13 protein-coding genes and 1 pseudogene are annotated in these 13,029 nt (G+C 67.2%); 7 read left to right on the forward strand and 7 right to left on the reverse strand.

Features of this window, described 5'->3' with window-relative positions:
- The first annotated feature begins 109 nt into the window (after positions 1 to 109).
- The 6 genes and pseudogenes from WS91_RS06320 to WS91_RS06345 all read left to right on the forward strand — a co-directional run bounded on the left by WS91_RS06320 (position 110) and on the right by WS91_RS06345 (position 5,301).
- Positions 110 to 523, forward strand: a complete 414-nt coding sequence (locus tag WS91_RS06320; RefSeq protein ID WP_038746834.1) for a MarR family winged helix-turn-helix transcriptional regulator — start codon at positions 110 to 112, stop codon at positions 521 to 523.
- Positions 524 to 554: 31 nt separating this feature from the next.
- Positions 555 to 2,486, forward strand: a complete 1,932-nt coding sequence (locus WS91_RS06325; RefSeq protein WP_059669952.1) for a chloride channel protein — start codon at positions 555 to 557, stop codon at positions 2,484 to 2,486.
- Between the two features lie 80 nt (positions 2,487 to 2,566).
- Positions 2,567 to 2,881: a hypothetical protein gene (locus WS91_RS06330; protein ID WP_059646643.1), complete on the forward strand. Its 315-nt coding sequence runs from the start codon at positions 2,567 to 2,569 to the stop codon at positions 2,879 to 2,881.
- A 100-nt stretch (positions 2,882 to 2,981) separates the two neighbouring features.
- A pseudogene (locus tag WS91_RS06335) lies at positions 2,982 to 3,209 on the forward strand (hypothetical protein); the annotation flags it as partial.
- A gap of 265 nt (positions 3,210 to 3,474) precedes the next feature.
- Positions 3,475 to 4,083, forward strand: coding sequence for a pyridoxamine 5'-phosphate oxidase family protein (locus tag WS91_RS06340; RefSeq protein WP_059582384.1), 609 nt, complete (start codon positions 3,475 to 3,477; stop codon positions 4,081 to 4,083).
- Between the two features lie 948 nt (positions 4,084 to 5,031).
- A complete protein-coding gene (locus WS91_RS06345) occupies positions 5,032 to 5,301 on the forward strand; it encodes a hypothetical protein (RefSeq protein ID WP_317135480.1) in 270 nt (89 codons plus the stop codon).
- Between the two features lie 137 nt (positions 5,302 to 5,438).
- Here the strand turns inward: WS91_RS06345 and WS91_RS06350 are convergent, their stop codons facing one another.
- Positions 5,439 to 6,188 (reverse strand): DUF6683 family protein, encoded by a 750-nt coding sequence (locus WS91_RS06350; RefSeq protein ID WP_059582394.1) that lies wholly within the window; start codon positions 6,186 to 6,188, stop codon positions 5,439 to 5,441.
- 180 nt (positions 6,189 to 6,368) lie between these two features.
- Positions 6,369 to 6,872 carry a GFA family protein gene (locus WS91_RS06355; RefSeq protein ID WP_059582398.1) on the reverse strand — a complete coding sequence of 168 codons (504 nt, stop codon included), beginning with the start codon at positions 6,870 to 6,872 and terminating at the stop codon, positions 6,369 to 6,371.
- A 250-nt stretch (positions 6,873 to 7,122) separates the two neighbouring features.
- Between WS91_RS06355 and WS91_RS06360 the strand changes: the two genes are divergently transcribed.
- On the forward strand, positions 7,123 to 8,424 hold the full coding sequence (locus WS91_RS06360) for a UDP-N-acetylglucosamine 1-carboxyvinyltransferase (RefSeq protein WP_038746860.1): 1,302 nt from the start codon (positions 7,123 to 7,125) through the stop codon (positions 8,422 to 8,424).
- A gap of 60 nt (positions 8,425 to 8,484) precedes the next feature.
- Here the strand turns inward: WS91_RS06360 and WS91_RS06365 are convergent, their stop codons facing one another.
- From WS91_RS06365 to WS91_RS06385, 5 genes are all read right to left on the reverse strand, one after another.
- Positions 8,485 to 9,252 carry an ABC transporter ATP-binding protein gene (locus tag WS91_RS06365; protein ID WP_038746863.1) on the reverse strand — a complete coding sequence of 256 codons (768 nt, stop codon included), beginning with the start codon at positions 9,250 to 9,252 and terminating at the stop codon, positions 8,485 to 8,487.
- Positions 9,253 to 9,316: 64 nt separating this feature from the next.
- Positions 9,317 to 10,030, reverse strand: coding sequence for an ABC transporter permease (locus WS91_RS06370; protein WP_038746864.1), 714 nt, complete (start codon positions 10,028 to 10,030; stop codon positions 9,317 to 9,319).
- Positions 10,027 to 10,716, reverse strand: coding sequence for an ABC transporter permease (locus WS91_RS06375; protein ID WP_038746867.1), 690 nt, complete (start codon positions 10,714 to 10,716; stop codon positions 10,027 to 10,029). The genes WS91_RS06370 and WS91_RS06375 overlap by 4 nt, the downstream gene beginning before the upstream one ends.
- Before the next feature lie 561 nt (positions 10,717 to 11,277).
- A complete protein-coding gene (locus tag WS91_RS06380) occupies positions 11,278 to 12,393 on the reverse strand; it encodes a porin (protein ID WP_038746869.1) in 1,116 nt (371 codons plus the stop codon).
- Positions 12,394 to 12,445: 52 nt separating this feature from the next.
- The gene (locus WS91_RS06385) at positions 12,446 to 12,859 is read right to left on the reverse strand and encodes a DoxX family protein (RefSeq protein WP_059646656.1); all 414 of its coding nucleotides are present in this window, start codon (positions 12,857 to 12,859) and stop codon (positions 12,446 to 12,448) included.
- Positions 12,860 to 13,029 lie beyond the last annotated feature (170 nt).

Below are 13,029 nucleotides of genomic sequence, written 5' to 3' on the forward strand. Positions count from 1 at the left end.
AAGAAAACCGAGACGGGACTCGACACCATGAGCACGAACGCGCCGGACACCGCCCAAATACGTCACAACATGATATATTTTCGCGCTTTCCGATCACGTTGGAGCGTCGATGACGAAACCGGCACGCGAGCTGCGCAAGGCGGATTTTGCCCAGCTTTCCGAATTCCGCTACCAGATGCGGCGCTTCGAGCGCTTCTCCGAGCGGGCCGCGCAAAGCGAGGGCATCACGCCGCTGCAATACCTGCTGCTGCTGCACATCAAGGGCTATCCGGAGCGCGACTGGGCGACGGTCGGCGAGCTCGCCGAGCGGCTGCAGGCGCAGCATCACGGCGTCGTCGCGCTCGTCACGCGCTGCGAGGCGCTCGGCCTCGTGCGGCGCAAGACGAGCGAAACCGACCGGCGGCAAGTGGAAGTGCATCTGGAGCCGGCGGGCGAGCGCGTGCTGGCCCGGCTCGCGGAGCTGCACCGAGCCGAGCTGAAATCGCTGCGCGGCGCGTTCCAGGTGCCGCAAATCGATTACTGATCCGACAATCAACGCAATCTCCGCCGACATCATGAGCATCGCCGATCCACACAAACGCGATTTCGCGACGAACGCAAGACTGCCGCGCATCGCGCTCCTCGCGCTCGCGATCGGCGTGCTCAGCACGTTCGCCGCGTTCGCGCTGCTGAGCCTCATCCATCTGTTCACGAACCTGTTCTTCTTCCAGCGGCTCTCGTTCGCCGACCGCTCGCCCGCGCTGAACACGCTCGGGCCGTGGGCGGCCGCGGTGCCGGTCGCGGGCGGCGTCGTCGTCGGGCTGATCGCGCGATTCGGCTCGGAGAAGATCCGCGGCCACGGCATTCCCGAAGCGATCGAGGCGATCCTGTTCGGCAAGAGCCGAATGTCGCCGAAGGTCGCGGTGCTCAAGCCGCTCGCGTCCGGCATCGTGATCGGCAGCGGCGGGCCGTTCGGCGCCGAAGGCCCGATCATCATGACGGGCGGCGCGATCGGCTCGCTGATCGCGCAGTTCGTGAAGGTGACGGCGGCCGAGCGCAAGACGCTGCTCGTCGCGGGCGCGACGGCCGGGATGACCGCCGTGTTTGGCACGCCCGTGGCCGCCGTGCTGCTCGCCGTCGAGCTGCTGCTGTTCGAATGGCGGCCGCGCAGCTTCCTGCCCGTCGCGCTCGCCTGCGCGGTCGCGGGCTTCGCGCGGGCCGCGTTCTTCGGCGTCGGGCCGCTGTTTCCGCTCGTGACCGCGCCGCCGTCGGCCGCAGCGCTCGGCTCGTGCGCGGCGGCCGGGCTGCTGTCGGGCGCGCTCGCATGCGCTCTGTCCGTCGCGCTCTACAAAACCGAGGACTGGTTCGGCAAGCTGCCCGTCCACTGGATGTGGTGGCCCGCGATCGGCGGCCTCGCGGTCGGGATCGGCGGGCTGATCGAGCCGCGTGCGCTCGGCGTCGGCTACGACGTGATCGGCGATCTGCTTCACGGCAACATCGCGCTGCAGTTCGCGCTCGCGATCCTCGTCGTCAAGGCCGCGATCTGGGTGATCGCGCTCGGCTCGGGGACCTCGGGCGGCGTGCTCGCGCCGCTGCTGATGCTGGGCGCGGGGCTCGGCACGCTGCTCGGGCCCGTGCTGCCGGGCGGCGAGCCGGCGCTATGGCCGCTCGTGTGCATGGCCGCGACGCTCGGCGCCACGCTCGGCGCGCCGCTCACCGCGATCGTCTTCGCGCTCGGCCTCACGCACGATGCGAACGCGCTGCTGCCGCTCCTCGCGGCGACGCTCGTCGCGCACGGCTTCGCGACCGTCGTGATGAAGCGCTCGATCATGACCGAGAAGATCGCGCGGCGCGGCTATCACATTTATCGCGAATACGGCGTCGATCCGCTCGAGCGTCATTACGTCGACGAAGTGATGACGCGCGACGTCGTCACGATCGACGCGGACCTGAGTGTCGGCGTCGTGCGCGCGCGGTATTTCGGCGCGACGCAGGCGCACCGCGCCTATCCGGTCGTGCGCGACGGCGTGCTGATCGGCCTGCTCGATCGCGCGACGCTCGATCGCGGCGGCGACGCGCACGCGGGCGATGCAAGCGGCGGCGAAATGCGGGCGAGTGACGGGCGAGCGAAGCGAGAGCCGATGGCCGACATGCGGGTGGCCGACATGCGGGTGACCGACATGCGGGTGGCCGACGCGCGGGTGGCCGACGCACGAGTACCCGACCTGCCGGTGGCCGACCTGCTGCCGCGCCGCGCCCCGCCTTTCTCGCTCGCCGACGAAACGTGCCGCCTCGTCGCGACGCGGCTCGCCGTGCATCGGCTCGAGCGCCTGCCCGTGGTCACCGATCCCGACACGATGCGGCTCGTCGGCATCGTGTCGCGCAGCGATCTCGTGAAGCCGGCGCTGCGCCACTTCGACGACGAGCACAAGCGCGAACGCTTCCGCCGCGCGCATCCGGCCGCGTTCGTGAGGCGGCGCTTCGCGCCGGCGCGCAAGACGGGCTGAGCGGCGCGCTCGCGCATGGCGCATGGCGCCGGCGATCGCATCGGCGGATAATTCCCCGCTGCGAATCCGGCTGGCGCGCGATGAAAGACGAACTTGAGAATCAGATCGAGACACTACGCAAGCGCATCGTCAAAACCGGGGTGTCGAGCAAAACCCCGGATGAACGGTCGATCTGGCTTCGCGCCCGGGCGCGCGAAGTCGACGATTGGAAAAATCGGCTCGGCGGAGTCGATTTGACGCCTCCGCTCATTCAGGCGCTGCAAGCCCGGGCGGACGCATGCCTGCGTTGCGCGCAGCGCAAGGTTCGAACCGCGAACGAGGCCGACGAGCTGCGCGCCGAGGCCGAGGCGGTCATGCCGGCGCATCCTCCCCGCCTGCGACGCAAGCGGCTCTGATCGGCCGCGCGCGGACGGCGAATCTGGCGCATTCCGTTTATCGATTCGCTTTCGCCTCGCCGCCGGGCGACGCCGCGCGTCGGCGCCTCGAGTGAAGAGCGCCGCGACGCTGATGCTCACCTTCGCCGCCGAAACCTACATGCATTACGCGGTCACGGCCGCGAAGCCGTGGGCCGTGACGAACGCCTTCGTCATCGCGTCGTTCGCGGTCTGGGGCATCCTCGTCGGCATGCCGCTCGGCCGCGCGATTAACGTGGTCGCGCGCTGCGTCCGGCACGCGAACGAATCGCGCGGCAAGGACGGCGCATACACGTTCGATTCGAACTGACCCGATATGCGCGAGAACGCGGCGGTGCGCAATCGGCGCGATCGGCGCGATCGGCGCAGTCGCCGCGCGGCGATCGCGCCAGGCGCGCGGCGGCGTTCGGGCGAGCCGCGCCGGCCGATCGACGGGCTCGCGTCGAGCCCGCGCCCGCCGATGCGCGCCCGATCGCACCGAATGCCGGCCGGCCGAGCACCTCGACACCGAAGACAGGAATCCCGCGCGGCCCGCATAATGACGAACCCATCGGCCGGATCACACAGGATCAACGATGCTTCTCACGACCCTCGAACAACTCGAAGCGCACTACGGCAAGCCGAGCGACCGCTCTCTTTGGAAGGAGATCCCGCATTTGAGCGACGACTACCGCGCGTTCGTCGCGAAATCGCCGTTCATCGTGCTTGCGTCGTCGGGCCCGGACGGCCTCGACTGCTCGCCGCGCGGCGATCGCCCCGGCTTCGTCCGCGTGCTCGACCCGCACACGCTCGCGATCCCCGATCGCCCCGGCAACAACCGCGTCGACACGCTGCGCAACATCGTCGCGAACGGACGCATCGGCGTGCTGTTCGTCGTGCCGGGCATAGGCGAGACGCTGCGCGTGAACGGCCGCGCGAAGGTGTCGATCGCCCCCGAGCTGCTCGCGTCGTTCGCGGTCGACGGCAAGCCGGCGAAGGCGGCGATCGTCGTCGACATCGAGGCCGTCTATTTCCATTGCTCGAAGGCATTCCTGCGCTCGCAGCTGTGGGATGCGTCGCGACACGTGCCGCGCGCGGAACTGCCGTCGCCGGGCGCGATCCTGAAGAAGCTCGCTCCCGCCGGATTCGACGCCGAGCAATATGAGCGAGAACTCGAGGAGCGTAATCGCACGCGGCTTTATTGATACCGCTTAGTCGATGCGGCTCTGTTGATTCGGCCACGTCGATTCGATCGACCGACACGCGCGGTGCGGACGAAGCGCGCCGTACCGCATCGCACGTGACGCGGCGCGGCGCGGCGCTGCACGAGACGGCGGATGCCCGCGAACACACCTGCATCGACACGCACCGACACGAGATGCGCAAGCGAAATGATCGCGATGCGCACCGTTCGCCCGAAGGCGAAACGGCGGCAAGATGAAACGGGAGCGCCGGCGGACGTTCCGCCTGTCAGACAGGAAGACTGCTCGGAGATCGACTTTCGCTGTCCAAAGCGTCGGTCCCGTGAGTTGAAAGCGTCGTCTGTTCAATGAGGGCCGCTTGCCTCGTCAAACGAGCGGCGCGCGCCAAACAATCTATGACAATCTTTTGCTGTCGATTTGAACGTGCTTAACAGTCATCGAGCGCATCCTTTGCCATCATGAACTCAACGAATACGAACGCGACGGGGCCACCGTTAGCATGCACCCTGCGCCAAGCGGCCGCAGAGCCGCGCGGCGCAGGCTGACGGTTTCAAAAGCGCGCCGCATCCGGCGCGACGGGTCGCACCGAATTCCCCGCTTCACTCCTTCGCAGCGCCAATCCATTCATCCCATTCGTCCGCAAGCATGCGCGCGGCCTCGGCGACGCCGGGTCGTCGCGCGTGTGTGTGCGCCGCAGCAATCTCGCTGCGACACTCTCGCGACGTGCGCAACGCACCCGGTTGCGATTGGCAAGCTCCTTAACATCTTGTTTCCGAATCGTCGGAACATCGCCGACGATGCGCACTCAGACTGGATCGTAGTACCCGTTGAAACCCGATTCACGAATCACGACCAGAGGGAGATAACGTGAAATACTCACCGTTCATCGCATTGATCATGGCAGCTTCGGTGGCAACTTCGGCCAGCGCCGCAGGCACCGATGTCCAAAACGTGGGACAGAGCCAGAAGCCTGCGCAGGACGTCGCAACCTGCATCGCGAAGACCTGGGCCGACAAGGCGCAGCAGCAGGTCGTCACGCAGGAAGTGCTCGCGAACGGTCTCGCCGCTGACGTCTACGTGCCGGGCCAGCAGCCGCCGAACGGCGCAGCCGCGGTCGTGCGCCCCGCGCCCTCGGGCAACGCGAAGACCTGGGTCGGCTTTCGCGCGGGCAGCGGCGCCGCGGGCGGCGCTGCCGCGAGCGACATCAATAGCTGCCTGTAACGCCTGACCTGCCGGCGACGCCGGCATGCGCCGAACACGCCGGCGCGGCGGAAGTCGCGCCGGCGTGTTGCGCGTTTACCGCTCCCTCGCACCGCCCCGCCCCCTCGCGCGCCGACCGATCCGCATGCGCGACGCCTTCATCGAGTCAGCCCGTTTTCCGTCAGCCGCAGCCCTTTCACGTCGATGCCGATCATCTTGCGCGTCGACTGCCGCACGCCGTCACGCAACTGTTCGAGCGCGGGCGCGTTGCCGCTGCGGCGCAAGTCGTTCTGCGCCGTGACGGCGATCATCGCCAAATAGGCAAGCGTCTCGGCGAGCCGCTGCTTGTCGGCGTCCGACATCGCGCGAATGCGGTCGTCACGAACCAGCGTCGCGCTCGACTTCGCGCGCAGCGCATCGACGCCCGCTTGCCGTCCGCGCGCGTCCTCTCCGTTGACGACCTCCCACGACATCACGACATACGCGGCGAACACGTCGCCCAGATTGCGGCGATCGAACGCGCGGCGCGACGCCACGCGCTCGAACGCCTCGAGCAATTCGCCCTGCTCGACCACGCGCTTCGCCTCGTCGCGCCTGGACGCGTCGCCGTGCGCGAGGAAGTTCACGATATCGGCCTGCACCTGCCGGTGGACGGCGGCCGTCTCGGCGAACGTCAACGCCGCGGGCGCCGCATGCGGCGAAGCGGAACGCGCGCGATCGGCGCCGCCGCGCGCATCGCGCCCGGGCACCTGCGAGCCGCCCCCGAGATTGCCGCCGAGGTCGTCGTTCACGATCATGCCCCGCCCGAGATCCGCCGTCGCGCCCGGATCGTATTGTGCGAATGCGGGCGCCGCGACGAGCGAGGACAGCAGTTTCAGCGCGGCGGCGAAGCGAATGATTTTCTGCATGAGCAACCCTTCTCCTGTTTCGGGAATCTGCGTAGACGCAACGCCTCGTGTTCGCGCATGTCGATCGCGCAGCGGCACGTCGACGCATCGGCGCGCCAATCCACGCATGTCTCGAGCATTGCGCGCCGCGCGCCGAGCATGCCGCGCCGAACACGCGGGCGGCGAGCGCCGTGGCCGCCGCTACTGCGCGCCGCGATCCCGCCTCGCGCGCAGCACGGCGCGCCGCTCGAGGCTCTCGGCCGACCACACTTCGTCGGACGCATAGTATTCGGGCACGGCGCGCGCGTCGGGCGGCAAGACCACCCACGGCTCTTTCGACGACGTGAAGATATGAATGTCGGGCGGCAGGCGGTCGGGATCGTCGAGCGTGCCGACGCGAACGAAGCTCACCGCGCCGCCGCCGCCCGCGTAATGACTCCACACCGCGATGCGGCAATGCGGACAGCGCGCGATCTTCTGGCCCTTGCCGCTGTTCGACGGCGTATCGACGATGTCGACTTCGCCGCGCAGCAGCAGCAAGCGGTCCGATTCGATCAGCGCGTTCAGCGCGAACGCGGTGCCGGTTTCCCGCTGACACCAGCGGCAATGGCAGCAATGCACGATGAGCGGCCGGGACGTCATCCGGTAGCGCACCGCGCCGCACGTGCAGCCGCCTTCGTAAATCGGGGGTTCGTCGGTTGGCATGCGTCGCCTCGCTTGAAAGGGGCACGATCGCCTGTGCGTCGCGCCATCCGATGATCGCCCTTCGCGCGATTCGTGTGAAGCGCCTTCTCTTGCTTCGCCCGGCCGAACCCGCCCGCGTCCGACGTCGCGCGCCCGTCGCGCCGCCGCGCCGCGCTGCGCCGCGCTGCGCCGCGCAACGAATCTGCGAAATCCCCGCGAACGGTGGCATGATAACGACCTTGCGCGTCATTACACCCACCTGCATCCGAACATGTCGAACCTGATCGTTCACGGCGGCGCCCCGCTTCGCGGAGAAATCACGCCGTCCGCCAACAAGAACGCCGTCTTGCCCATCCTGTGCGCGACGCTCCTCACCGATCGGCCGCTGCGGCTCGTCGGCGTGCCGGACATCACCGACGTCCGCAAAATCCTCGACATCTTCCGCACGCTCGGCAGCGACGTGTCGATCGACTACGCCACGGGCGTGCTCGACCTGCATCACCGCGCAACGGCGTTCGATCCGGCCGTCCACCGGCTGCCGGAGGAAATGCGCTCGTCGATCATGCTGGTGCCGCCGCTGCTCGCGCGCTTCGGCGTCGCGCGGCTCGAGAACGACGTGAAGGGCTGCACGCTCGGCGTGCGCGAGATCGACCCGCACGTCGAGGTGTTCGAGCGCTTCGGCGCACGGATCGAGCGCACGTCCGATTCGCTGATCGTGCGCGCCGACGGCCCGCTCACGCCGAATCATCACTGGTTCGACTACGCGTCCGTCACGACGACCGAGAACTTCGTGCTGTGCGCGGCGTCGGCGAACGGCACGTCGACGCTCGTCAACGCAGCGTCGGAGCCGCACGTGCAGGAGTTCTGCCGGTTCCTCGCGATGCTCGGCGTGCCGATCGAAGGCATCGGCACGTCGCATCTGAGCGTTCAGGGCGGCCGCGCGCTCGCGGGCGGCGAGTACCGCTTCAACGAAGACTTCCACGAGATCGCGACGTTCCTCGCGCTCGGCGCGATCACGGGTGGCGACATCGCCGTGCGCAACGGCTCGCCCGAGCAGTTCCCGCTGATCGACCGGACCTTCGCGAAGTTCGGCGTGCAGGTCACGCACGAAAACGGCTGGTCGCACGCGCTGCGCGACGGTCCGCTGAAGGTGAAGCAGCCGTTCACGCGCAACATCCTGACGAAGGTCGAGGCCGCGCCGTGGCCTTACCTGCCCGTCGACCTGCTGCCGATCTTCATCGCGCTCGGCGTGCAGGCGCAAGGCAGCGTGATGTTCTGGAACAAGGTCTACGACGGCGCGATGGGCTGGACGGGCGAGTTGTCGAAGTTCGGCGCGCACGTGTTCCTGTCCGATCCGCATCGGCTGATCACGTTCGGCGGGCTGCCGCTCAGCCCGGCGCGCGTCGAGAGCCCGTACATCATCCGCGTCGCGATCGCGCTGCTGATGGTCGCGGCTAGCATCGACGGGCGCTCGGAGATCCTGAACGCGCAGCCGATCCGCCGCGCGCATCCGCACTTCGTCGAGAATCTTCGCTCGGTCGGCGCGAACGTCGAGTGGACGAGCGGCGAGTAAATCGATGCGCCGCGCGGGCGCTCGCGCAATCGCGACGCGCCCGCGCGGCTTGCCGGCCGCCTACTTGAGCCGGCCGGACAGGAACTGCGCCAGCCGCTCGCTCTTCGGATTGACGAGCACGTCCTGCGGATGCCCCTCTTCCTCGATCCGCCCCTGGTGCAGGAAGATCACATGATTCGACACGTTGCGCGCGAAGCCCATCTCGTGCGTGACGACGATCATCGTGCGCCCTTCTTCCGCGAGCGCCTGCATCACCTTCAGCACTTCGCCGACGAGTTCCGGATCGAGCGCCGACGTCGGCTCGTCGAACAGCATCACTTCGGGCTCCATCGCGAGCGCGCGCGCGATCGCGACGCGCTGCTGCTGCCCGCCCGACAGATGCGACGGATATTTCGCCTCGACGCTCGGCGCGAGCCCCACCTTCCGCAAATACTCGCGCGCCCGCGCCTCGGCCTCGGCGCGCGGCAGGCCGAGCACGCTGACGGGCGCCTCGATCACGTTCTCGAGCACGGTCATGTGCGCCCACAGATTGAAGTGCTGGAACACCATCGAAAGCTTCACGCGCATCCGCTGCAATTGCTTCGGATCGCCGATCTTCGGCGCGCCGCGCCTGTCGCGCGTCACGCGAATCGATTCGTCGCCGAGCGTGATCGTGCCCGCGCACGGCTGCTCGAGAAAGTTGATGCAGCGCAGGAACGTGCTCTTTCCCGAGCCGCTCGAGCCGATGATGCTGATCACGTCGCCCGCCTTCGCCTGCAGCGAGATTCCCTTCAGCACCTCGTTGTCGCCGAACTTCTTGTGCAGGTCGTCTACCGTGAGCTTGTACATTCGCCGTCGTCCTTGATCGTCGTGGAATTTCGTTGCTCGATGCCGCTGCGCGCCGCGTCGCGCATCAATGCCCTTGGGGCTTCAGGAACGCGAGCCAGCGCGCCTCCATCCGGCGGAACAGCCAGATGAGCGCGAACACGACGATCGCGTACAGCGCGGCCGCGATGCCGTACGCCTGAAACGATGCGTAGGTGGCCGAATTGACGTCGCGCGTGACCTTGAGGATGTCGGGCACCGTCGCCGTGAACGCGAGCGTCGTCGCATGCAGCATCAGGATCACTTCGTTGCTGTAGCTCGGCAGCGCGCGGCGCAGCGCCGAGGGCAGGATCACCCGCGTATACAGCTTGAACGGCGACATCCCGTATGCAAGCCCCGCCTCGATCTCGCCAGGCGACGTCGATTTGATCGCGCCCGCGAAGATCTCGGTCGCGTACGCGCATTCGTTCAGCGTGAACGCGAGCAGCGTGCAGTTCATCGCGCTTCTGAAGAAGCTGTCGAGCCACGCATGATCGTGCACGACGCTCAGGCTGTAGATGCCCGTGTAGCAGAGCAGCAGTTGCACGTAGAGCGGCGTGCCGCGAAACACGTACGTATAGAGCCAGACCGCGCCCGACAGCGCGCGGTTGCTCGACGCGCGCGCGATCGCGAGCGGCACCGCGAGACCGAAGCCGAGCCCGATCGACACGACGAGCAGCCACAGCGTGATCGCGAGGCCGCTCATGCGGTAGCCGTCGCTGAACAGGTAGTTCTGCCAATATTGACCGATGATCTGAATCACAGCGCCAGCCTCCGCACACCCGCCGAATAGCGTTTTTCGAGGTACATCAACACGAGGTTCGACAGCGTCGTGATCGCGAGATAGATCGCGCCCGCCGCGAGCGTGAAGAAAAAGAAGTTCAGCGTGCTCTTGCCCGCGTCCTGCGCGGCTTTCACGACGTCGGCCAGGCCGATGATCGACACGAGCGCAGTGGCCTTCACGAGCACCTGCCAGTTGTTGCCGATGCCGGGCAACGCGAAGCGCATCATCTGCGGGAACATGATTCGTGCGAACACGCGCCACGAACTCATTCCGTATGCGAAGCCCGCTTCGAGCTGGCCGCGCGGCACCGCGAGAAACGCGCCGCGAAACGTCTCGGTGAAGTACGCGCCGTAGATGAAGCCGAGCGTGACGATGCCGGCGACGAACGGATCGATGTCGATCTGGTCGACGCCGAGCATGTCGGTCGCGTCGTTCAGCAGGATCTGGATGCCGTAGAACAGCAGCAGCATCAGCACGAGATCGGGCACCGCGCGGATCAACGTCGTATAGAACGTGCCGATGCCCGCCAGCATGCGATTGCGCGACAGCTTGGCCGCCGCGCCGGCGAGCCCGAGCGCGAGCGACGCGGCGAGCGAAAACACGGCGAGCTTGATCGTCTCGAGCGTGCCGGCCCACAGCAGCGGGCCGAAGCCTTGAAAGAGCATCTGCGATTTCCTCGATGTGCGCGGGCGCAGCGCGCCGTCGCCGTGAAGCGCGCGCGCAAGCTGTCCGTCGGGTTTCAGGGGGATTACGAATCGCTTCGGCGCGGCGATTTCATGCCGCCGAAGTTGTATGTACAACTTTGCTTCGACCGAATTCGGCCGGCAATCAGTGTTTTTCTCTAATGTCCGGCCGGCCGCATCATGCTCAAGCGCGATGCGCGGGCCGCAGCGCGCGATCGTCGGGAGCGCGAATGAAATTCGTCACGGGATGGACGAGTCGGTTCGTTCGTACGCACCTGCGCGCGGCCGTCTCATGTCTGATGTAATGGGTTCATCGCCTGTTCACCGGGATTCGCGGCAAAGCCCCTCGAGAGGGGTCGGCGATGTTCGGCGGCAGCGCAAGACAACGGCCCGCCGCTTTCGGCCGGCTCCGGACGACCGACGGATGCGGGAAGCCGAATCGTCGACAATCGGCGGGCGCGCCGCCATCATTGGCGGAAAGCGCGGAACAACGGGCTTCGACCGATGAGCCGAAGCCTCGTTTCCCGCAACGCGCGACGTGGGTCAGAAAGTATGCATCATCCCGACGTACGCGCCCGTCTGCGATTCACCCGCGAGCGGGCTCGTGTTCGGCGTCGCGTCGCGCGGCGTCGCGAGCAGCGAGAAGTTCGAATTCCCGCCGTTGCGCATGTAAGCGACCGTGCCGTACAGAAAGGTCCGCTTCGACAGGTTGTAAGTCGTCCCGAGCGCGTACAGGATCGCGTGGCCGGACGGATCGTGCGCCGCGTCGCTGCCGTCGCCGCCGCGCACGCGCACGTAGTAGCCGCCGCCCGTCACCGCCCACTGCGCCGTGGCCTGATAGGTCGCGCCGAGCCAGAAGTGATCGGCGCGATCCGCAAGGCCCGCCGGCGTGTCGGGCGCCGAATAATGCGTATAGGCGCCCTGGATCTTGAACTTCTGCACCTTCACGTTCGCGCCGATGAAATACTCGCGCGAGCTCGAGAAGATATTGCTCATGCGGCCGTTGCTGTCGCGCAGTTCGTCGTACATGCCGCGCACGTCGAGCATCGGCGAGTGATACGAGATCATCACGCCGTCCGAGCGGCCGAAGTCGCCCTGCGCGCCGTAATTGAAGCCGCGCGACTGGTTGCCGAACGCGTACTGCGCCTGCACGTCGAAGCCGCCGAACACCGGGCTGTGATACTCGACGTTGTTGCTCGTCTGCTGCCAGTTGCGCCCGCGCACGAGCGACGCCGACGAGAACGCCTGCTGGACGAACGGATCGAATTCCCACACGCCGTCGCTGTCGATGAAGAGATTGCGGCCCGCCTGCAGCTTGCCCCACGTGTCGTTCGTCAAGCCGACGTACGCGCGCCGCGACCACATCCGGCCGCCGCCCGTCGTGCCGTTCATCACCTGGAACGCGGTCTCCAGGTTGAAGATCGCCGACGTGCCGCCGCCCAGATCCTCGACGCCCTTCAGGCCGAACATGCTCGTGCCCCAGTCGCCGCTCTCGGCGCTCCAGCGCGACGAGCTGCCGCCCGAGGGATTCGCGATGTGATTCAGGTATTCGACGCCGCCGTCGACACGGCCGTACAGCGTGACGCTCGTCTGCGCGCAAGCGAGCGCGGGCCCGGCCGCGACGAGCGCGGCCATCATTTTCTTCGAATGAAAAACCATTGTTCTCCGCCTGTTGTCTTCTCTCAGGTTCAACACACGTCCGGCACGCCGCTCAACCGCGATCGAGCGAATAGCGTCCGGGGCCAGCCGCGCACAGAGCGAACAAGCCGCCCGTGATCGCGATGTTCTTGTAGAAATGGATCATCATGTTCATCTGCTCGGCGGCGGCCATCGACCAATAGTGATGGCCGATGATCGCGGTGCCGATCGTGTAGAGGCCGAGCAGCAGCGCGAGCGGCCGCGTGTAGAAGCCGATCAGGATCGCGATGCCGACGAAGAACTCCATCACGATCGCGACGACCGCCGCGATCGAGGGCAGCGGCGTGCCCTCGGAAGCCATGAACTGGGCCGTGCCCGAGAAATTCAGCAGTTTCTCCCAGCCGAAAATCACGAACAGGATGACGATCAGAATGCGGGAAAGCAGCAGCAGAGCGTCTTTTTGACGCGCAAGGAAAGTTTGTCTCATCGTCGTGCGGAGCGGGAAGCGGGCGTCGCGCGCGCTGCGACGACGCGTCGCGCACGAGCCGGTTGCGAACCGAGGCGGCCCACGGCGCGCGCCGCGCGCCGCCTCCCTGTCGACTGCGACCTGCCACCGGACGGCCGCCCGGTGCGATGCCGTCCTCCTCGATCGCCGGA

Origin of the sequence: Burkholderia sp. MSMB1498 (genome assembly GCF_001526245.1) — a bacterium.
Lineage (GTDB): Bacteria > Pseudomonadota > Gammaproteobacteria > Burkholderiales > Burkholderiaceae > Burkholderia > Burkholderia savannae.

Excerpts from the sequence above, each read along its gene's own strand:
- WS91_RS06375 (WP_038746867.1), bottom strand. The coding sequence starts at position 10,716 with ATGCTCTTTCAAGGCTTCGGCCCGCTGCTGTGGGCCGGCACGCTCGAG.
- WS91_RS06365 (WP_038746863.1), bottom strand. The coding sequence starts at position 9,252 with ATGTACAAGCTCACGGTAGACGACCTGCACAAGAAGTTCGGCGACAAC.
- WS91_RS06385 (WP_059646656.1), bottom strand. The coding sequence starts at position 12,859 with ATGAGACAAACTTTCCTTGCGCGTCAAAAAGACGCTCTGCTGCTGCTT.
- WS91_RS06380 (WP_038746869.1), bottom strand. The coding sequence starts at position 12,393 with ATGGTTTTTCATTCGAAGAAAATGATGGCCGCGCTCGTCGCGGCCGGG.
- WS91_RS06350 (WP_059582394.1), bottom strand. The coding sequence starts at position 6,188 with ATGCAGAAAATCATTCGCTTCGCCGCCGCGCTGAAACTGCTGTCCTCG.
- WS91_RS06355 (WP_059582398.1), bottom strand. The coding sequence starts at position 6,872 with ATGCCAACCGACGAACCCCCGATTTACGAAGGCGGCTGCACGTGCGGC.
- WS91_RS06320 (WP_038746834.1), top strand. The coding sequence starts at position 110 with ATGACGAAACCGGCACGCGAGCTGCGCAAGGCGGATTTTGCCCAGCTT.
- WS91_RS06325 (WP_059669952.1), top strand. The coding sequence starts at position 555 with ATGAGCATCGCCGATCCACACAAACGCGATTTCGCGACGAACGCAAGA.
- WS91_RS06330 (WP_059646643.1), top strand. The coding sequence starts at position 2,567 with ATGAAAGACGAACTTGAGAATCAGATCGAGACACTACGCAAGCGCATC.
- WS91_RS06340 (WP_059582384.1), top strand. The coding sequence starts at position 3,475 with ATGCTTCTCACGACCCTCGAACAACTCGAAGCGCACTACGGCAAGCCG.
- WS91_RS06360 (WP_038746860.1), top strand. The coding sequence starts at position 7,123 with ATGTCGAACCTGATCGTTCACGGCGGCGCCCCGCTTCGCGGAGAAATC.